Here is a 17,997-nt window from a genome sequence, read left to right on the forward strand (position 1 = left end):
CAGCGACTACGCCCAGAGCTGGCCGTGGAGCGTCTCGATCGCCTCTTCCGTCGTCTGCGCCGTGTAGACACCCGTCGACAGGTACTTCCAGCCGCCGTCCGCGACCACGAAGACGATGTCCGCCTGCTCCCCCGCCTTGACCGCCTTCCTGCCGACGCCGATCGCCGCGTGCAGCGCCGCGCCGGTGGAGACGCCCGCGAAGATGCCCTCCTGCTGGAGGAGTTCACGGGTGCGCGTGACCGCGTCGGCCGAGCCGACCGAGAAGCGGGTGGTCAGTACGGACGCGTCGTAGAGCTCGGGGACGAAGCCCTCGTCGAGATTGCGCAGGCCGTAGACGAGGTCGTCGTAGCGCGGTTCCGCGGCGACGATCTTGATGTCGGGCTTCTGCTCGCGCAGAAAGCGGCCGACCCCCATCAGCGTGCCCGTCGTGCCGAGGCCGGCGACGAAATGGGTGACCGACGGCAGGTCGGCGAGGATCTCCGGGCCCGTGGTGGCGTAGTGGGCTCCCGCGTTGTCCGGGTTGCCGTACTGGTAGAGCATCACCCAGGACGGGTTCTGCTCGGCCAGCTCCTTGGCGACACGCACGGCCGTGTTCGAGCCGCCCGCCGCCGGGGACGAGATGATCTCGGCGCCCCACATGGCGAGCAGGTCACGGCGCTCCTGCGAGGTGTTCTCCGGCATGACGCAGACGATGTGGTAGCCCTTGAGCTTGGCCGCCATCGCCAGCGAGATGCCGGTGTTGCCGCTGGTGGGTTCGAGAATGGTGCAGCCCGGGGTGAGCCGGCCGTCCTTCTCCGCCTGCTCGACCATGTGGAGCGCGGGGCGGTCCTTGATCGAGCCGGTCGGGTTGCGGTCCTCCAGCTTGGCCCAGATCCGCACGTCCTCGGACGGGGACAGGCGCGGCAACCGCACCAGGGGCGTGTTGCCGACGGCCGCGAGCGGGGAGTCGTAGCGCATCCGGATCAGGCCATGCCACCGGCAACAGCCGGCAGGATCGTGACGCTGTCGCCGTCGGCGAGCTTGGTGGAGATGCCGTCGAGGAAGCGCACGTCCTCGTCGTTCAGGTAGACGTTCACGAAGCGGCGCAGCTGGCCGCCGTCGACGATGCGTGCCTGGATGCCGTTGTGGCGGGACTCGAGGTCCGTGAAGAGCTCGGCGAGAGTGTCCCCGTTGCCTTCGACGGCCTTGGCGCCGTCGGTGTAGGTGCGGAGGATGGTCGGGATGCGGACCTCGATGGCCATGGCGTGGGCTCCTGTCGGAAGGGTGGCGTAGGACGCGCGGCTGTTGCCCCCGCGCGAGGGGGTGCTGCTGGACTGGGGCGCTCGTACGTCAGGACGCAGCGCGGGCGGCCGTACACATCGCGCTGGCGAGGCGGCACAGGTCGACGTGCAGCCGCGCCACGAGCAGCAGGGTGCCCGGCGTCTTGTCGCTCACGTCGTGAAGAACCATGCGGTCATCGTATCGATTCCCGGTCCGTATCCCGGAGTGTGATCTCGCATGATGGACGAACCGTGCTCAGCATGCGGGCCGGAGCGGCCGCGGCACCCGCCGCCCCGGCTCAGTAGGCCTCGACGACCTCGACCTCTTCCTCGGTGACGACGCCCTCGACGATGCGGAACGAGCGGAACTGGAAGGGGCCCGCGTCGTCGGTGTCGGCCGTGGAGACCAGGACGTAGTGGGCGCCGGGCTCGTTGGCGTAGCTGATGTCCGTACGGGAGGGGTAGGCCTCGGTCGCCGTGTGCGAGTGGTAGATGATCACCGGTTCCTCGTCGTTGTCGTCCAGCTCCCGGTAGAGCTTGAGGAGGTCGGCCGAGTCGAACTCGTAGAACGTGGGGGATCGCGCGGCGTTGAGCATCGGGATGAAACGCTCGGGGCGGCCGGAGCCCTCCGGGCCGGCGACGACCCCGCAGGCCTCGTCGGGGTGGTCCTCGCGGGCGTGGGCGACGATCTGGTCGAACAGGGCCTGGGTGATGGTCAGCATGAGCGACAGGATAAGCAGACGGGCCGCCGCGTACCGAAGAGTGGTACGCGGCGGCCCGGATACTGGACCAGCCGTCAGGAACGCCTCGTCATGAACGCTTGACGAAGGCGGCGCCCTCGGGGTTGCGCTTCTTGAGCACCAGGTAGGAGACGCCGAGGATCAGGCCCCACAGCGGGGCGCAGTACAGGGAGATCCGTGCGTCCTTGTCGACGCCCATCATCACGATGACCATGCCGATGAACGCGAGGGCGAACCAGCTGGTGAAGGGGGCGCCCGGCGCCTTGAACGTCGACTGGGGCAGCTCGCCGCGGTCGGCCTTCGCCCGGTAGCGGATCTGGCAGACGAGGATCATGATCCAGGCCCACATGCCGGAGATCGTGGCGAAGGAGACGACCATCTCGAAGGCCTTGCCCGGCCACTGGTAGTTGATCCACACGCCGAACATCATCAGCAGCGCCGAGAAGGTGGTGCCGATGAGCGGGGTGCCGCTCTTGGTGAGGCGGGTGAAGATCTTCGGACCCTGGCTGTTGAGCGCGAGGTCGCGCAGCATCCGGCCGGTGGAGTACATGCCCGAGTTGCAGGACGACAGCGCCGCGGTGAGCACGACGAAGTTGACGATGCCCGCGCCGACGGCGAGGCCCATCTTGTCGAAGGCGGCGACGAACGGGGAGACGCCCGGCTGGAAGTTGGTCCAGGAGACGACCGACAGAATCATGATCAGCGCGCCGACGTAGAAGACGGCGATACGCCACGGCACGGTGTTGATGGCCTTGGGCAGCGTCTTCTCGGGGTCCTTGGACTCGCCGGCGGTGACGCCGACCAGCTCGACCGCGAGGAAGGCGAACATCACGATCTGCAGGGTCATCAGCGTGCCGCCGATGCCCTTGGGGAAGAACCCGCCGTCGGCCCACAGGTGGGTGACGGAGGCGGTGTCACCGGCGTCGGAGAAGCCGAGGGTGAGGATGCCGAGGCAGATCAGGATCATGCCGATGATGGCGGTGACCTTGACCATCGAGAACCAGAACTCCAGCTCGCCGAAGAGCTTCACGGAGATCAGGTTCGCGCCGTAGAGGATGATCGTGAAGATCAGCGCGGACACCCATTGCGGGATGTCGAACCAGTACGTCATGTACTGGGCGGCCGCGGTGACCTCGGTCATTCCGGTGACGACCCAGAACAGCCAGTACGTCCAGCCCGTGACGAATCCCGCGAAGGGACCGACGAACTCGCGCGCGTACTCGGAGAACGACCCCGAAACGGGGCGGTACATGAGCAGCTCGCCCAGCGCGCGCATGATGAAGAAGATGACCAGGCCCGCGATGGCGTAGGCCAGGATGAGGCTGGGGCCGGCCTTGGAAATGGCCTTGCCCGCGCCGAGGAAGAGGCCGGTGCCGATGGCTCCGCCGATTGCGATCATCTGGATCTGCCGGGCTCCCAGTCCGCGCTGGTAGCCCTCGTCCGCGCCCGCGGCCTCTTTGCTGTCGTGCTTGTCGACCTGCATTGAGGTCATGGTGATGCGCCCTTTCTCCATGCTGATCCGCCGCGACCGCTGCGTCGCGCGGCTGCGGATCAGGTCCTGATCCCCCCGGATGTGGATGGAGTGCTACCGGCGGTCTGCCGGATCAAGCGCCCTCGGGAACAGGGGTGGCGTGCCCGAGTGGTCGTGAAGATTTATCACGCCCGCAACATTGATCCACGACGATGGATGTGGCGCACGACACAGGAAGAAGGGGACAAATACCGACCGGCACAGCAAAGCGTCACGTCGCGTTGACATGATCGTTATCCGGATTTGAGCGTCCGTTGAGCGAACGATGTCCCGGGACGCATCAGCAGATCCCGGGACAAACGAAACGCGGAGTGCGGGGACGTCAGGACATCAGCGTCTCGACGAGCGTCTCCTGGAGCGCCCCGAGCCAGAGGTAGGCCATCACCATCGGCTTGCGCGGGTCGGAGTCGGGCAGCCGGTACAGCTCGCCGTTCTCGTCCTCGTCGGTGACGTCGAGCCGGGTCCCGATGGTCAGCCGCAGATCGTTGAGTGCGCCGAGCCAGTGCAGACAGTCGTCGCCGCTCAGTTCCAGCACGGCTCCGCCGTCGCCGGCCACGGTGAGCGAGTCCAGGCTGCGCACGACGGCGAGGGCGTCGTCCCGTTTGCGGGTGCGCAGATCATTCTCGGTGAAGCGGCGGAACTCGGCGGATGCGGCACGCAGTTCGTCGTCCGGCGGTCCGGCCTCCGGGTCGGCGTACGCCTCGGGGAAGAGACGGGCGAGCGCCGGGTCCGTGGGCGGCTCGCTGGGCCCCTCGGCGAACAGGGCGGCCAGCGGGTCCTCGCCCTCGGCCGGCTCGTCGCCGGGCCCGATGAGTTCCAGCAGCTGGACGGCGAGGGAGCGCAGGATGGCGATCTCGACCTCGTCCAGCGCCGCGGCGGCGCCGCCGCCCTTGAGCGGCTCGAAGTGGGAGCTCATCAGTTGCGGTCCTGGGAGAGTGTGGCCCACAGTCCGTAGCCGTGCATCGCCTGCACGTCGCGTTCCATCTCCTCGCGACTGCCGCTGGAGACGACGGCGCGTCCCTTGTGGTGGACGTCGAGCATCAGCTTGTGCGCCTTGTCCTTGGAGTAACCGAAATAGGCCTGGAAGACGTAGGTGACGTAGCTCATCAGGTTGACCGGGTCGTTGTGCACGAGGGTCACCCAGGGCACGTCCGGCTCGGGGACGGCGGCGGTCTCCTCGGCCGACTCGGTCTTTTCGATCTCCAGAGGCACAGTCACTCCACCCATGCTGCCACTGAGGACCCCCTGTCGCACAAACGGCCCCGCCGTACGACGGCACACCTCGAGGGACATCTCGTCAGAGTGACGAAATGTGGGGTAGAGTCTTCGTCATGGCTGCATCAATCGGGGGCCGACCCCCGAACCCCCGGCCGGCCGACGGACGGCCCGAGACGAAGGCGCGAGGTTGATCGTCGTGAATGTTGCGGACCTTGGGCTGCCGGTGGACGTCCCGTCCACCGCTCTCTTCACCGATCAGTACGAGTTCACGATGCTCCAGGCGGCACTGAAGGCGGGGACGGCCGAGCGCCGCTCGGTCTTCGAGGTCTTCACCCGCCGGCTGCCCGACGGCCGGCGCTACGGAGTCGTGGCGGGCGTCGGCCGCGTCCTCGACGCGGTGGAGAACTTCCGCTTCGACACGGGTGTGCTGAACTTCCTGCGCGAGAAGCGCATCGTCGACGAGCCGACCCTGGAATGGCTGGCCGGCTACCGCTTCAGCGGTGACATCTGGGGCTACCCCGAGGGCGAGGTGTACTTCCCCGGCTCACCGATCCTGCGCGTCGAGGGCTCCTTCGCCGAGTGCGTGCTGCTGGAGACCGTGATCCTGTCGATCCTCAACCACGACTCGGCGATCGCCGCAGCGGCCTCGCGCATGTCGGCCGCCGCCGGCGGGCGCGGGCTGATCGAGATGGGCGCCCGCCGCACCCACGAGCTGTCCGCGGTTGCCGCCGCCCGCGCCGCCTACGTCGGCGGGTTCGACTCCACCTCCGACCTCGCGGCCGGCTTCCGCTACGCCATCCCCACGGTCGGCACCAGCGCGCACGCCTTCACCCTGCTGCACGACAGCGAGCGCGGCGCCTTCCGCGCCCAGGTCGACTCGCTCGGCCGCGGCACGACCCTGCTGGTCGACACCTACGACGTGACCGAGGCCGTGCGTACCGCGGTCGAGATCGCGGGCCCCGAGCTCGGCGCCGTACGGATCGATTCGGGTGATCTGCTCCTTGTCGCGCACCGGGTGCGCCGCCAGCTGGACGAGCTGGGCGCGGTCGACACAAGGATCGTGGTCACCTCCGACCTGGACGAGTACGCCATCGCCTCGCTGGCCGCCGCGCCGGTCGACGCCTACGGGGTGGGCACCCAGCTGGTCACCGGCAGCGGGCACCCGACCTGCTCGATGGTCTACAAGCTCGTCGCGCGGGCCCGCTCGGCGGACCTGAACGCGCCGCTGGAGCCGGTGGCGAAGAAGTCGATGGGCGCCAAGACGTCGATCGGAGGCCGCAAGTGGGCGGCCCGCCGGCCGGACGAGCACGGGATCGCCGAGGCCGAGGTCATCGGGCTCGGGGACGTACCGCCCGAGCTGGTGGACCGGCAGCTGCTGGTCGAGCTGGTCAAGGGCGGCGAGGTGGTGGCCCGCGAGCCGCTGGACGCGGCACGTGAGCGGCACATCGCGGCCCGCGCCGGTCTGCCGATGTCGGCCATCCAGCTGTCGCGGGGCGAGCCCGTGATCCCGACCGAATACGTATGAACCGCCCGGGAGGGGGAAGGTGGGCCCGCAGCCGGCGCCCGGCCGACGCCCCCTCCCGTACGGCGGTCCGATTCTCTACGCTCAGTAGTCACACCGTTCCGTGGCCGGGCGGGCCGTCCGGCCACAGCCACCCCCGGCCGTACGCATCCCGCCGCCCTCCCCATCCACCGAAGGACACCCGCCATGCACCGCGCCTTGATCGTCGTGGACGTTCAGAACGACTTCTGCGAGGGCGGCAGCCTCGCGGTGGCGGGGGGTGCCGATGTCGCAGCCGCCATCACCGAACTGATAGGGCAGGCCCAGCCGGGCTACCGCCATGTGGTCGCCACCCGCGACCACCACATCGACCCGGGCGGGCACTTCTCCGACCACCCCGACTTCGTCGACTCCTGGCCCCGGCACTGTGTCGCGGGCACCGAGGGCATCGGCTTCCACCCGAACTTCGCGCCGGCCGTCGCCTCGGGCTCGATCGCCGCGGTCTTCGACAAGGGCGCGTATGCCGCCGCCTACAGCGGCTTCGAGGGCACCGACGAGAACGGCACGACGCTGGCCGAGTGGCTGCGGGCCCGCGGTGTCACCGAGGTGGACGTGGTCGGCATCGCCACCGACCACTGCGTCCGCGCCACGGCGCTGGACGCGGCCCGCGAGGGCTTCACCACCCACGTCCTGCTCGATCTGACGGCGGGCGTCGCGCAGGAGACGACCGGGCGCGCCCTGGAGCAGCTGCGCGCGGCGGGTGTGGAGCTGAGCGGCAAGCCGGTGGTCTGATCCGCGGCAACGCTCTAGGCGTGGCCCGCGGGTCTGAGCAGCGTCCGTATGGGGTGCCAGAGCTCCTGTGCGGCACCCTGGTCCGCGCGCCACAGCAGGCCGTCGGGATGGTGCAGGACGGCGGTGATCTCGTCCGGCGTGGGCGGCTGTGCGTTGCCGCGGAGATAGACGGCCCGCAGACCGAGATTGCGCAGCCTGGTCAGGGCTCGAGCGCGGTTCGCAGCGTGCACCAGAAACCTCACCGTGGTCCCGTCGCCGGCCGGGCTGGGCAGGCTGAGCGCGACCACCACGCTGCCGTTGGGCAGCTTGCAAAAACCTCCGCCGGGCATGCGGAACCACTCCCCCGTGAGTTCACTGTCAATAAGAACCTCGTCCCCCGCACCTAAACACGATCGGCCGCCGCCCGCTAGAGGGCGACGGCCGACAACGCTTTGACCTGCGATGTTACGAATTACTTGGCCGACGGACCGACCTTGACCGTGATCGTCTGGCCGCTGCGCGGCTCCTTGACGATCGAGATCTTGGTGTTGGTGTCAGTTACCTTGACACTGCCCGTCGGGTTCTCCGCGTACCAGTACACGCCCTTGCGGTCGTCGAAGACCGGGACGCCCTTCTGCGAGCCGATCCGCAGGGCGACGTCCTTGTTGTGCAGCGTGAACGCGTCGGTCCGGTAGAAGCTGAACGACGAGTCGAACGTCTGGATCTTGTTGCGCAGCAGTGTGCCGTCGGCCCACTTCAGCGGCTTGGCGTGGGCGTCGACCGGAAGGATCAGACCCTCACCCGGGTGGGCGCTGGTGTTGTTGTCCTTCTGGGAGGTGTCCCACTGCCAGATCATCAGGCCGTTCTGGTACGGGTAGTGCTCCACCCAGCTGTCCTTCGGCGCCTTGTAGCCGAAGTTGTACGGGCCGACCTTGAGGGTCTTGTCGTACGAGACGTACTGGCGGTTCTCGGCGATGTAGTACTGCTCGTACTCCAGCGTGAAGGACTCGCCGATGCGGTTGAAGCCCTTCTTCGCCCAACCCGCGTCGTCACCCTCGGCGTTGTCCGAGAACAGCGGGGCGCCGTCGGCGTTGACGGTGATGCCGTCGGCCGCGAAGCCCTTGCCGGCCACGCCACCGTCGGTCTGGTAGCGGAAGCGGACGTCGACCTTCTTGCCCGCGTAGGCGTCCAGCGAGTAGACGAGCTTCTTGTGGGCGCCGGAGACACCCGTCAGCGCCGGCTTGTCGCCCGCGTCGCGCGTGATCGCCTTGCCGTCGGCCGTGCCATCCACCGGCGTCCAGTTGGCGCCGCCGTCGGTCGAGACCTCGGCGTAGAGGTAGTCGTAGTTCTCCTCGATGTCCCACCAGCCGGACAGCTCGAGCGAGGCCTTCGACTTGCCGGTCAGGTCGACGGAGCGGGTCAGGGTGTTCTTGAGGTCGTCACCCATGTCGCTCCACCACTGCTTGGAGCCCTCGGCGGGCTTCACGACAGTCGTGGTGACCGGCTTCTTCGGCAGCTCGACGACGAGCGCCTGCGGCTTCTTGGTGTTGTACTCCGCCACACCCAGCGTGTGGGTGGACTTCGTCGCCGCCTTGCCCTTGGTGTAGTTGAGCCAGCCCAGCTGCAGCTTGTCCCAGGCGGTCATGTCGCCGGGGAGGTCGCCGATGGAGTCCTTGCCGTTGCCGAGCCAGGAGCCGGCCGACATCAGGGTCCAGAAGCCGGTCCCGTTCTCGCCCTTGCCCGAGGTGTCGTAGTGGTCGGGCAGACCGAGGTCGTGGCCGTACTCGTGGGCGAAGACACCGAGGCCGCCGTTCTCGGGCTGCATCGTGTAGTCGCCGACCCAGATGCCGGTGTCGCCGATCTGGGTGCCGCCGGCCTTGTTGTTCGCCGGGCCGGACTTGCCGGCGTCGGTGCCGTAGGCGTACCAGCGGTGGGCCCACAGGGCGTTCTCGCCCTGGGCGCCGCCGCCCGCCGACTCGTCCTCGCCCGCGTGGACGATCTGGAAGTGGTCGATGTAGCCGTCGGACTCGTTGAAGTTGCCGTCGCCGTCGAAGTCGTAGCGGTCCCACTGGTCGTAACCGGCGAGCTGCGCCTTGATCTCGGCGTCGGTCTTCCCCTTGGCCTTCTGGTCCGCGGCCCATGCGGTCACACCGTCGCGGACGGTGTCCCAGACGTTGGCGCAGTTGGTGTCGCCACAGTAGTTCGAGCCGTAGCGGGCCTCGTTGTAGTCGACCTTGACCCAGTCGGAGACCTCGCCGTCGACCGAGTAACGGCCGGAGGAGGTCTTCTCGTAGTAGGTCTTCAGGGACTCCTTCTTCTGGCCCTTCTTGTCCTTGCCGGTGCCGAAGTAGAGGTCCTGGAAGTGCTGCTTGTCGTAGTCCGCCTGCCAGGCCGTGGAGTTGTCGACCTTGCGGTCCGGCTTGGCGATCCGGTTGTGCGCGGGTCCGGGCTCGCCGCCGTACTTCTTGACGGGGGCCTCGGGGCCGTCGGGGCCGTCCGGGTCGAACATCGTGGTGTCGTCGACCTTGTCGCCGAACTCCACGAGGATGGTGAAGATCTTGTCGGTCTTCTCCCGGGCAAGCTCGACGTACTTCTTGTCGTCGAGCTTGACGACCTTGGAGCCGCCGCGCGACTGCACGGTCGCGTCGCCGGATATCACCTGCTCCAGGGCCGCCTGGCGCTGCTGCTCCTGCTGCTTGCTGTACGGCCCCTCGAGGTCGTGCTCGATATGGCCCTTGTGCGGTTCCGGGTCGTGCCGCTCTATGGCCGCAGGATCCGACGACTTCTGATTGTCGGCCTGGGCGAAGGTGAACGCCGAGGCCGTCGCGGTCGTCGCGGCAAGAGCCACGACCACCGCGGACGCTCTGAACGTCCGTCGCTTGCTGGTCACTTGATGGTGTCCTCCCCCGCGTTCCGTCGCCGCTGCGGACCGGATTGTGGGGTTCGTCCGCGCGCGCGGTCTACGCGTCTCAAGTGACGACATTCGACCGGAGTTGGAGCAGAAAAGACAGACCTTGACTTGAACAAGCCAACTGCACTATGCAGGAGCACAGTTCCGGTATCCGGACGTTGTCGAATCCGGACAAGCGGCGCACAACTTCCGGCCATTTGGCACGTGCCATGACTCCGTGCGCCCCCCTTGCACCGGCACCGTGGGTTAGGTCACGCTTACTGCCGGTTCCTCATGGGCATTCAGGGTCGTAGAGTCTTGCGGCAGTGCGACTGGCCCCAAGCTCTCCCCGACCCTGTCCCGAGGACGGATACCGTGATGCCGCGTCCGACTGCCGCACAGCTCGCCTACGGTTCGGCCACCGTCGTCTTCTCGACCGTCGCCCTCCTGCTGTTGACCCGCACGGACAACACCGTCGCCGTGGCTGCGGTCTGTGTCGTCGCGCTGGCCCTCGGACTCGCGGTGGCGGTGGCCACGCCCGTGCGCCGCGGCTCCCTGCGGGCCGCCGGGTCCTGCACGGCACAAGCGGCCGGCCACGTCGCGGCATCACCCACTCCGGCCGCCGTCGCCTCCGCCGACGGCCTCACCACCCGGGTCCCCGCCCCTCGCGCCGGCGCGCGGGTCGAGGAGCATTCACTGCACCGCTGAGACCACGACCGTCTTGCCCGCCTTGTCGTGCAGCCCTTGTCTGTAGGGCTTGTCGGTGAAGACGGTGATCAGAATGACGAGCCACCAGACGCAGTAGCAGCACACCAGCGCGGGCACCCACAGCACCACGGCACGCATCAGGGCGGCGCTCGTGTCCGGTGTGCGCCCGTCGTTGAGCATGGCGACCCTGATCTTCATCAGCCGCTTGCCGACGGTCTGGCCCTTCGCCTTCGTCATCACCGTGTCGTAACCGATGTACGCGACCAGGGAGATGAGCGTCCACAGCCACTGGCGGCCCGTGTTCACCTGATCGGTGATCTCCTCCCAGTCGTCGCCCCCCTCCGTGCTCCAGTTCCAGCTGCCGACCAGCAGGGAGATCAGCGCGAGCGGGATGGCGATGATCAGGATGTCGATGACCCGGGCGAGGAAGCGCTTGCCGAACTCGGCCAGCGGGGGCATCCCTGCGAGCGGATCGGCGCCGCCGTACGCGCCTCCGTAGGCGTTCGGATCGTAGGGCGGGGGCTGACCGCCGCCGTACGGGCCGCCCGGCGCACCCGCACCGCCGCCGGGGGTGTCGTACGGGGAGCCGCCGCCCGGCGGCGGACCGGCCTGGCCGCCCCCGCCGCCGTACGGCGACCCCGGCGGCGGTTCCTGCCCGGGACCGCCGCCTCCGGGAGGCGTGGGCTCCTGCGGCTTCTTGCGGAACGGATCGTCATCGGGCGGCGGGCCGGGCGGCGGCTGATCGTTGCTCATGGGGGCAGTGCATACCGGCGCGCAAGGGCCCGCAACGGCTCACGTGCGTTCGGGGGAACGCCTCCTGGAGCACGTACGACGAAGCGTCAGCCCGTCACGAACGTGTGCGCCACCTTGTCGTGCCAGCACTGCCGCCAGGGCCGGTCGAACAGGCACCACAGCACATTGACCACGCCGAGAACGAGAACGCCGAGCACCCCGTAGACGAGCCAGCGGCGCAGCGCGGCGCCGAAGGACGGCGGTTCGTGGGACTCGATGTCGACGACCTTCACCCCGCACAGCTTCTTGCCGAGCGTGCGGCCCCACTTGGCGGTCGGCAGCGCCTCGTACAGCACGCCGAGGACGAGCAGGGCGGCGAGCACGATGCCGATCTGGCCCGCGGTCGTGCCGTCGATCAGCCAGACCGTGACCGTTTCGCCGGACAGCTTGGCCGCCTCGATCTTGTCGTCGATGTGGGCGAGGGCGCTGGACACGACGGGGACGGCCACGGCACCGACGAGCGCGCCGAGGACGAGGCCGTCGATCAGCCGGGCTCCGAGTCGCCTGGCGAGAGAGGCGGGGCGCGCGGCGGCCTGCGCCTGAGCGACCGCGAGGAACGGGTCGTTGACCGGGGGCTTCCACGGCACGACCGGCTGCTCGCCCTCGGGCGCGGCCGGGCCGGAGTGCGCGAGCCGGTGCACCTGCTGTGCCCAGGACGCGGCGCCGCCGCCGGGACCGTCGGTCACGGCGGGGGCGGCCTGCGGCGGCTGCTGCTGGGCCGGCTGTTGCGCGGGGCCGGACGACAGGGGCTGGGAGGGAAGTCCGGGCCCCGACTGCTGCGGTGGCGCAGCGGCGCCACTCCCACCGAGCGAGCGGATCGCCATCGTGCCGTCGGCCTGCGCGGGCTCGGACGGGGCTCCGGGCCGCTGGGCCCGGATGGCGACCGTGTGCTCGGCGGGAGGCCTGCCCGCGGGGGCGTCCCCGGCGGCGCCGGGGCGCAGTGCGCGGATCGTGACGGTGCCGTCCGTGAGGGGCCCGTCCGCCGCTGACGGCGCGACAGGGCGGACCTCGGGGGCGTCGTCCTGTCCGGGGACCGCGCGCATACCGGGCAGCCTGCCGCCGCTCGGGTCGGCGGCGGAATCGGCCGGACGACGGGGGTCGGCTGCCGCGCCGCCCGTACCAGGGCGGTCCGCGGTGCGCGGGTCCCCTCCGCCGCCCCACGAGACGCGGTTGTCGAGGTCGCCGCCGAAACCGGCCTGGCGGGCCGCATTGGCCTGCCACGCGGACGCGGGCTCGGGGCGGGACGGTTCGACGTCCGGCTCCTCGTCGAGGAAGACCGGACCGGTCTCCTCCACGGACGCCGGGGCAGGGGCGTGCGCGGTGTGCGCAGGGGCCGGTGCCGCGCCCGCCGACGAGGGCGGCGCGGGCAGATCCTCGCCGGTCTCGGGCGCGGGCCTGCTCGTGCCGGGCACCCAGGCACCGCCGTTCCAGTACCGGACATATCCGGGAATGGAAGGGTCCGGGTAGTAGCCGGGCGTGGGGCTGCTGTCGCCGGTGGCCGGGGTTGGGGCGCTCATCACCGTGGTCCCGTATCTCTTCGATGCCTCAATACAAGGCTCCACATCTATCAGACCCTCGCGCACCCCTGTGCCGGTCCTTCGGTAACGACCACTTTTCGGTCACAGCGACATCACGGAAAGTTACTGCCGAAAGTCGCGTAAGAGCGGCGGGGGAAGCCGCTCTCCTCTTGTGAGGCCCGCTCCCTGCGGGCCCGACAGGGGCCGGAGAGAGGAACGATGACCGTGCAGAACACCGTGGTGGAACGCGAACTGGAGCTCAAGCTGGTGCTCTCGCCCGAGCGCAGCATCCCCGTCCCGGCCCGGCTGACCTACCGCACCGACGACCCGTACGCGGTGCACATCACCTTCCACATCGGCTCGGACCACCCCGTCAACTGGACCTTCGCCCGCGAACTGCTCGTCGAGGGAGTGTTCCGGCCGTGCGGCGGCGGAGACGTACGGGTGTGGCCGACGAAGTCGGAGGGCCGCAGCGTCATCCTCATGGCGCTGAGTTCACCCGAGGGTGAGGCGCTGCTGGAGGCGCCGTCGGCCGCGGTGTCCGCGTGGCTGGAGCGGACACTGCGGGTGGTCCCGCCGGGCTCGGAGACCGATCAGCTGGACATCGACGACGGCCTGGCCGAGCTGCTCTCCCCCACCACGGCCGACGGCACGCCGCAGGACAAGGACGCGTAGCCGGCGGGTGGGGACGACTCAGAACAGCTTGCCGGGGTTGAGGATCCCGAGCGGGTCGAACGTCTGCCGGATCCCGCGCTGCAACTCCAGTGCCACCGGCCCCAGTTCCCGTGCCAGCCATTCCTTCTTCAGCACACCGACGCCGTGCTCGCCGGTGATGGTGCCGCCCAGCTCCAGCCCGAGCGCCATGATCTCGTCGAACGACTCGCGGGCCCTGCGGGACTCGTCCGCGTCGAGGTGGTCGAAGCAGACGACGGGGTGGGTGTTGCCGTCACCGGCGTGCGCGCAGACACCGATGGTCAGGTCGTACTTCTCGGCGATGGCGGACGTCCCGTCGATCATCGCGCCCAGCCGGGAGCGCGGTACGCAGACGTCGTCGATCATCGTCGCCGACTTGACGGTCTCCAGCGCGGTCAGGGACAGCCGACGGGCCTGGAGCAGCAGTTCGGACTCGGCGACGGTGTCGGCGGGCACGACCTGGCTCGCGCCCGCCGCCTCGCACAGCCCGGCGACGGCGGAGAGGTCGGCGGCCGGTTCGGGGGTGTCGAAGGCACACAGCAGCAGGGCCTCGGTGGTCTCCGGCAGTCCCATGTTGGCCAGTTTGTTGACCGCCCGGACGGTGGTGCGGTCCATGATCTCCAGCAGGGACGGGGTGTGGCCGCGCTCCATGATCGCGCAGACGGCGTCGCAGGCGGTCGCCGCCGAGGGGAACTCGGCGGCCAGCACCAGCTGGGCCGGCGGCTGCGGCCGCAGCGCCAGGACCGCTTCGACAACGATGCCGAGGCTGCCCTCGGAGCCGACGAACAGCCGGGTGAGGTCGTAGCCCGCGACGCCCTTCGCGGTGCGCCGGCCGGTGTTCATCAGCCGCCCGTCGGCGAGCACGACCGTCAGCCCGAGCACGTATTCGGCGGTCACGCCGTACTTGACGCAGCACAGACCGCCGGACGCGGTGCCGATGTTGCCGCCGATCGTGCACATCTCCCAGCTGGAGGGGTCGGGCGGGTAGTACAGCCCGTGCTCGTTCACGGCACGCGACAGCACCGCGTTGACGACGCCGGGCTGCACGACGGCGATCCGGTCGACCGGGTTGATCTCCAGGATCCGGTCCATCTTGGTCAGGGAGAGCACGATGCAGCCGTCGGAGGCGTTGGCCGCGCCCGACAGGCCCGTACGGGCGCCCTGCGGGACGACGGGGACCCGGAGTTCGGTCGCGGTCCGCATCACGTGCTGAACCTGCTCGACCGTGCGGGGCAGGACCACGACGGCGGGGCTGCCCGCGTCGCAGAAGCTCGCCATGTCGTGGCCGTACGAGACGGTCACGTCCGGGTCGGTGATCAGGGCTTCGGCAGGCAGGCCGGTACGCAGCCGCTCCAGGAGATCGTCCATGATCCCAGCGTCGCACCGGGGGCCATCGGTGTGAACCCGTCTGCATTCCGCTTGGCGCGTCAGAGTGTGTTCTTCGTATGGGCTGCCCGCTGACGCAGAGTGAGCGCCATGAAGAGCGAAACCCTGAAGAACGCCGCTGTCAGCACATTGGTCGGCGCGACGCTGGTCACCGGGGTGATCCTGCTCGCGCCCGGGTGGGGGGACGACGGTCCCCGGCCCTTGCCGAGGCCCGCGGCCCGCGCGATGGCCGCCGCCGGCAACGGGGCCCCCGCGGCGCCGGCCGATCTGGACGCCCTGATCAGCGACCACGAGGACTGGCTGCGGGCCCATCCGCAGGACGAACGTGGGTGGGCGGTGCTCGGATCGGCGTACGTGGAGCGGGGTACACGGCTCGCGGACACGGCGAGCTTCCCGAAGGCGGAGCGGGCCCTGCGCCGTGCGATGGAGCTGGAACCGGCGAAGCAGGGAAACGTCGGCGCTCTGGTGGGGATGTCGGCGCTCGCCAACGCGCGGCACGACTACGTCGCCGCCCGTGCATGGGGCGAACGGGCACGCAAACGGGACCCGAAGGCGTGGTCGGTCTACCCGGTGCTGGTCGACGCCTACATCGGGGTCGGCGACCAGAAGGCCGCGAGCAAGGCCATGGACACCTTGCAGGAACTGCACTCGGGTCCGCAGGTGCAGGGCCGTGAGGCACAGGTCTACCGCGACATGGGGTGGCGGGAGGACGCCGAGGCCCTCGCGTACGACGCGGCGGCCACTGCCGCCACGCCCCCCGAACGGGCCGCCGCACTGCACCGCCAGGGCGAACTGGCCTGGGAGCGCGGCGAACCGGCCGAGGCACTGGCCCACTACGACGCGGCACTGAAGGCGGACGCCAGCAGCCACCGCTCGCTGGCGGGACGGGCCAGGGCGCTGGCGGCACTGGACCGTTCGGACGAGGCACAGCGCGACTACCGGACGGTGCTCACGAAGCTTCCGCTGCCCGAACTCGCCCTGGAGGCGGGCGAACTCGCTGAATCGCTCGGTCTGGACGGGGATGCCGCAACCCTCTACGCGAAGCTGCGCCAGCAGGTGGAGCAGGCACGGGCACACGGTGTCGACGGCGATCTGGTGCTGGCCCGGTTCGAGGCGGACCACGGTGACCCGACCGCGGCGGTGCGAAGACTGCAGGGCGAATGGCGGCGCGGGCACCGCAGTGTGCACGTCGCGGACGCGATGGGTTGGGCGCTGTACCGGGCGGGCCGGGCCGAGGAGGCGCTGCCGTTCGCGAGGCGGGCCACGGGCAAGGGGCTGCGCAGCGCCCTGTTCTCGTACCACCTGGGGCAGATCGAGCGGGAGCTCGGTGACTACGGAGCGGCGCGCCGGCACATCGGCGAGGCGCTGCAGACCCATCCGGAGTTCTCACCGCTGCTCGCCCCCCGGGCCCGCGAGGCCATCGAGTCGCTGGGCGAGCCGAGGACGGGCGGGCCGGTGGACATGGACGGCGACGGACCCGACGAAGAGCAGTCCGAGAGTGACGACACCGGAACGGGCGACACCTCGGACTCGGGCAGCACCGCGGGGACGGACAGCGTGACCGGAACCGACAGCGCGACGGAAACGGACAGCACTGCCGGAACGGGCGCGGCGGCATCGGGAGCGCCGAGTCCGCCCGCGTACCAACCCGTGCCTGTTCCTTCACCGACGGCGTCGCCGAGCGCCGCACCGCCCGCCTCCGCGGCCCCGGGGTTGGGCCGGGCGCAGACGGTGCTGCCGTCGGCACCCGCCACCGTCTCCGCTTGGCCCGGCGGACAGTGAGCGCCGGGCCCGGACTCAGCTGCGGACCGCCCAGACGATGAGGTTGTCCACCGGGTGGCCCTCGGCGTCGAACACCCCGTCACAGGTGATCAGCCGGAGGGCGCGGGTGTCCGTCGGGCCGTAGACCCGGTCGGTGGGGAACGCCTTCTTGCTGACCCTCTCGGTGCCGGTGACCGTGAAGTGGGCGGTCTTCCCCCGGGAGTTGCGGACGGAGATGTCCGCACCCTTGGTGATCTTCCCGAGGTCGTGGAAGACAGCCCTGCCGAACCGGGTGTCGTTGTGGCCGATGATCACGGCGGGGCCCGGTTCGCCGGGGACCGAGGCACCGGTGTACCAGCCGGCGGTCATCCCCTTGTCCGCGGGCGGGACTTCGACGGTTCCGTCGTCGTTGAGGCCGAGCCGCATGAGCGCACTGGCGATGCCGATCGAAGGGATGGCGACGTGCACGGGCTCGGCGGGGCCTTCCGGCTGCTGCGCGGGAGCGGCCGGGGACGTGGCCCCGGCGGCCGGGGGCGGGGACTGTCCGGCCGGGCGCTGCGCCGCCGTGGCGGAACAGCCGGCGAGGAGGAGGGCGGCTGCGACAAGAGCGGCCGTGCGGTGGTGCGTGCGGGACATGGGCCTCTCCGGGCGGGTGGCGCTACGACGGCGGCGCCGTCCGTGTCGGTGGTACGGACGGCGCCGCACGAGGAGTGGGGCGGGTCAGTCGTTGCGGTGGGCGGCCGAGCGACGGCGCACCACGACCGCGCCCGCGCCCGCGAGGACGGCCACGGCGGCGGCTGATCCGGCGACAGCGGTGGTGCTGCCCACGTCGGACCCGGCGGGCTGTTCACCGGCGTCGACACCGCCGCGGGGCGCGGGACCGGTGCCGGTCCGGCGGGTGACCTCCTCGGTGGCCGGGGCGGGGGTGGGCTTGTCGCCGGCGTCGACACCGCCGCGCGGCACGGCGGTGGGCCGGTCCGAGCCGTCGGCCGGGGCAGGGGCAGGGGACGGCGACCGCTCGGTGACGCGCTCGGAGGGCGCGGGGTCGTCGTCGGCGAAGGCAACCGTGGCGGGCAGCAGCGCTGCCCCGGTCAAGGCGGCGACGGCGAGGACGCGCAGGGACAGACGGTGGGACATCAGGGTGGCTCCATTCCAGCTCGGCCGATGAGGGCACCCGGTGACCGGTGGCGACCGGGTGTCGGCCACAGGCTGGCGTGAAGTTGTGAGGAA

At 70.1% G+C, this 17,997-nt stretch carries 19 protein-coding genes; 5 read left to right on the forward strand and 14 right to left on the reverse strand.

Going from position 1 to position 17,997, the window contains the following annotated elements; translation table 11 throughout:
* Window positions 1-6: 6 nt before the first annotated feature.
* The 7 genes from AC067Z_RS07160 to clpS form a co-directional block, all read right to left on the reverse strand.
* Complete coding sequence (locus tag AC067Z_RS07160) at window positions 7-957, reverse strand: PLP-dependent cysteine synthase family protein (protein ID WP_478788442.1); 951 nt, start codon at window positions 955-957, stop codon at window positions 7-9.
* A 5-nt stretch (window positions 958-962) separates the two neighbouring features.
* On the reverse strand, window positions 963-1,241 hold the full coding sequence (locus tag AC067Z_RS07165; protein WP_478788443.1) for a MoaD/ThiS family protein: 279 nt from the start codon (window positions 1,239-1,241) through the stop codon (window positions 963-965).
* Between the two features lie 88 nt (window positions 1,242-1,329).
* Window positions 1,330-1,449: a putative leader peptide gene (locus tag AC067Z_RS07170; protein WP_478788444.1), complete on the reverse strand. Its 120-nt coding sequence runs from the start codon at window positions 1,447-1,449 to the stop codon at window positions 1,330-1,332.
* Between the two features lie 109 nt (window positions 1,450-1,558).
* The gene (locus AC067Z_RS07175) at window positions 1,559-1,981 is read right to left on the reverse strand and encodes a M67 family metallopeptidase (RefSeq protein ID WP_478788445.1); all 423 of its coding nucleotides are present in this window, start codon (window positions 1,979-1,981) and stop codon (window positions 1,559-1,561) included.
* A gap of 88 nt (window positions 1,982-2,069) precedes the next feature.
* The gene (locus AC067Z_RS07180) at window positions 2,070-3,491 is read right to left on the reverse strand and encodes an amino acid permease (protein ID WP_478788446.1); all 1,422 of its coding nucleotides are present in this window, start codon (window positions 3,489-3,491) and stop codon (window positions 2,070-2,072) included.
* A 361-nt stretch (window positions 3,492-3,852) separates the two neighbouring features.
* Window positions 3,853-4,446, reverse strand: coding sequence for a DUF2017 domain-containing protein (locus AC067Z_RS07185; RefSeq protein WP_478788447.1), 594 nt, complete (start codon window positions 4,444-4,446; stop codon window positions 3,853-3,855).
* Window positions 4,446-4,757, reverse strand: coding sequence for an ATP-dependent Clp protease adapter ClpS (clpS, locus tag AC067Z_RS07190; RefSeq protein ID WP_478788448.1), 312 nt, complete (start codon window positions 4,755-4,757; stop codon window positions 4,446-4,448). The genes AC067Z_RS07185 and clpS overlap by 1 nt, the downstream gene beginning before the upstream one ends.
* Window positions 4,758-4,944: 187 nt before the next feature.
* Between clpS and AC067Z_RS07195 the strand changes: the two genes are divergently transcribed.
* Window positions 4,945-6,273, forward strand: a complete 1,329-nt coding sequence (locus tag AC067Z_RS07195) for a nicotinate phosphoribosyltransferase (protein WP_478788449.1) — start codon at window positions 4,945-4,947, stop codon at window positions 6,271-6,273.
* A 183-nt stretch (window positions 6,274-6,456) separates the two neighbouring features.
* Window positions 6,457-7,041: an isochorismatase family protein gene (locus AC067Z_RS07200; RefSeq protein WP_478788450.1), complete on the forward strand. Its 585-nt coding sequence runs from the start codon at window positions 6,457-6,459 to the stop codon at window positions 7,039-7,041.
* Window positions 7,042-7,055: 14 nt separating this feature from the next.
* Here AC067Z_RS07200 and AC067Z_RS07205 read toward each other — a convergent pair whose 3' ends face one another.
* Both AC067Z_RS07205 and AC067Z_RS07210 read right to left on the reverse strand, forming a co-directional pair.
* Window positions 7,056-7,370 (reverse strand): hypothetical protein, encoded by a 315-nt coding sequence (locus AC067Z_RS07205; RefSeq protein ID WP_478788451.1) that lies wholly within the window; start codon window positions 7,368-7,370, stop codon window positions 7,056-7,058.
* Between the two features lie 122 nt (window positions 7,371-7,492).
* Window positions 7,493-9,910: an immune inhibitor A domain-containing protein gene (locus tag AC067Z_RS07210; protein ID WP_478788452.1), complete on the reverse strand. Its 2,418-nt coding sequence runs from the start codon at window positions 9,908-9,910 to the stop codon at window positions 7,493-7,495.
* A gap of 378 nt (window positions 9,911-10,288) precedes the next feature.
* On the opposite strand from AC067Z_RS07210, the gene AC067Z_RS07215 reads away from it, so the two are divergent.
* A complete protein-coding gene (locus tag AC067Z_RS07215; protein WP_478788453.1) occupies window positions 10,289-10,618 on the forward strand; it encodes a hypothetical protein in 330 nt (109 codons plus the stop codon).
* Here AC067Z_RS07215 and AC067Z_RS07220 read toward each other — a convergent pair.
* Together AC067Z_RS07220 and AC067Z_RS07225 are read right to left on the reverse strand one after the other, a co-directional pair.
* On the reverse strand, window positions 10,604-11,371 hold the full coding sequence (locus tag AC067Z_RS07220; RefSeq protein WP_478788454.1) for an RDD family protein: 768 nt from the start codon (window positions 11,369-11,371) through the stop codon (window positions 10,604-10,606). The two genes, AC067Z_RS07215 and AC067Z_RS07220, sit on opposite strands and share 15 nt — an antisense overlap.
* Before the next feature lie 86 nt (window positions 11,372-11,457).
* Window positions 11,458-12,927: an RDD family protein gene (locus AC067Z_RS07225; protein WP_478788455.1), complete on the reverse strand. Its 1,470-nt coding sequence runs from the start codon at window positions 12,925-12,927 to the stop codon at window positions 11,458-11,460.
* A gap of 219 nt (window positions 12,928-13,146) precedes the next feature.
* Between AC067Z_RS07225 and AC067Z_RS07230 the strand changes: the two genes are divergently transcribed.
* Window positions 13,147-13,602, forward strand: coding sequence for an SsgA family sporulation/cell division regulator (locus AC067Z_RS07230; RefSeq protein WP_478788456.1), 456 nt, complete (start codon window positions 13,147-13,149; stop codon window positions 13,600-13,602).
* Window positions 13,603-13,620: 18 nt separating this feature from the next.
* Here the strand turns inward: AC067Z_RS07230 and AC067Z_RS07235 are convergent, their stop codons facing one another.
* Window positions 13,621-14,988, reverse strand: coding sequence for an FAD-binding oxidoreductase (locus AC067Z_RS07235; RefSeq protein WP_478788457.1), 1,368 nt, complete (start codon window positions 14,986-14,988; stop codon window positions 13,621-13,623).
* Between the two features lie 108 nt (window positions 14,989-15,096).
* On the opposite strand from AC067Z_RS07235, the gene AC067Z_RS07240 reads away from it, so the two are divergent.
* A complete protein-coding gene (locus AC067Z_RS07240; RefSeq protein ID WP_478788458.1) occupies window positions 15,097-16,788 on the forward strand; it encodes a tetratricopeptide repeat protein in 1,692 nt (563 codons plus the stop codon).
* 15 nt (window positions 16,789-16,803) lie between these two features.
* Here the strand turns inward: AC067Z_RS07240 and AC067Z_RS07245 are convergent, their stop codons facing one another.
* Window positions 16,804-17,403, reverse strand: coding sequence for a class F sortase (locus tag AC067Z_RS07245; protein WP_478788459.1), 600 nt, complete (start codon window positions 17,401-17,403; stop codon window positions 16,804-16,806).
* A gap of 84 nt (window positions 17,404-17,487) precedes the next feature.
* The gene (locus AC067Z_RS07250; RefSeq protein ID WP_478788460.1) at window positions 17,488-17,904 is read right to left on the reverse strand and encodes a hypothetical protein; all 417 of its coding nucleotides are present in this window, start codon (window positions 17,902-17,904) and stop codon (window positions 17,488-17,490) included.
* Window positions 17,905-17,997: the final 93 nt, after the last annotated feature.

Source organism: Streptomyces sp. NPDC043812 (genome assembly GCF_056436245.1).

Bases quoted from the DNA above. Each gene is read 5' to 3' on its own strand.
- AC067Z_RS07245 (WP_478788459.1), bottom strand. From the start codon at position 17,403: ATGTCCCGCACGCACCACCGCACGGCCGCTCTTGTCGCAGCCGCCCTC.
- AC067Z_RS07225 (WP_478788455.1), bottom strand. From the start codon at position 12,927: ATGAGCGCCCCAACCCCGGCCACCGGCGACAGCAGCCCCACGCCCGGC.
- AC067Z_RS07220 (WP_478788454.1), bottom strand. From the start codon at position 11,371: ATGAGCAACGATCAGCCGCCGCCCGGCCCGCCGCCCGATGACGATCCG.
- AC067Z_RS07175 (WP_478788445.1), bottom strand. From the start codon at position 1,981: ATGCTGACCATCACCCAGGCCCTGTTCGACCAGATCGTCGCCCACGCC.
- AC067Z_RS07160 (WP_478788442.1), bottom strand. From the start codon at position 957: ATGCGCTACGACTCCCCGCTCGCGGCCGTCGGCAACACGCCCCTGGTG.
- AC067Z_RS07215 (WP_478788453.1), top strand. From the start codon at position 10,289: ATGCCGCGTCCGACTGCCGCACAGCTCGCCTACGGTTCGGCCACCGTC.
- AC067Z_RS07235 (WP_478788457.1), bottom strand. From the start codon at position 14,988: ATGGACGATCTCCTGGAGCGGCTGCGTACCGGCCTGCCTGCCGAAGCC.
- AC067Z_RS07200 (WP_478788450.1), top strand. From the start codon at position 6,457: ATGCACCGCGCCTTGATCGTCGTGGACGTTCAGAACGACTTCTGCGAG.
- AC067Z_RS07230 (WP_478788456.1), top strand. From the start codon at position 13,147: ATGACCGTGCAGAACACCGTGGTGGAACGCGAACTGGAGCTCAAGCTG.
- AC067Z_RS07205 (WP_478788451.1), bottom strand. From the start codon at position 7,370: ATGCCCGGCGGAGGTTTTTGCAAGCTGCCCAACGGCAGCGTGGTGGTC.
- clpS (WP_478788448.1), bottom strand. From the start codon at position 4,757: ATGGGTGGAGTGACTGTGCCTCTGGAGATCGAAAAGACCGAGTCGGCC.
- AC067Z_RS07170 (WP_478788444.1), bottom strand. From the start codon at position 1,449: ATGGTTCTTCACGACGTGAGCGACAAGACGCCGGGCACCCTGCTGCTC.
- AC067Z_RS07180 (WP_478788446.1), bottom strand. From the start codon at position 3,491: ATGACCTCAATGCAGGTCGACAAGCACGACAGCAAAGAGGCCGCGGGC.
- AC067Z_RS07165 (WP_478788443.1), bottom strand. From the start codon at position 1,241: ATGGCCATCGAGGTCCGCATCCCGACCATCCTCCGCACCTACACCGAC.
- AC067Z_RS07250 (WP_478788460.1), bottom strand. From the start codon at position 17,904: ATGTCCCACCGTCTGTCCCTGCGCGTCCTCGCCGTCGCCGCCTTGACC.
- AC067Z_RS07240 (WP_478788458.1), top strand. From the start codon at position 15,097: ATGAAGAGCGAAACCCTGAAGAACGCCGCTGTCAGCACATTGGTCGGC.
- AC067Z_RS07185 (WP_478788447.1), bottom strand. From the start codon at position 4,446: ATGAGCTCCCACTTCGAGCCGCTCAAGGGCGGCGGCGCCGCCGCGGCG.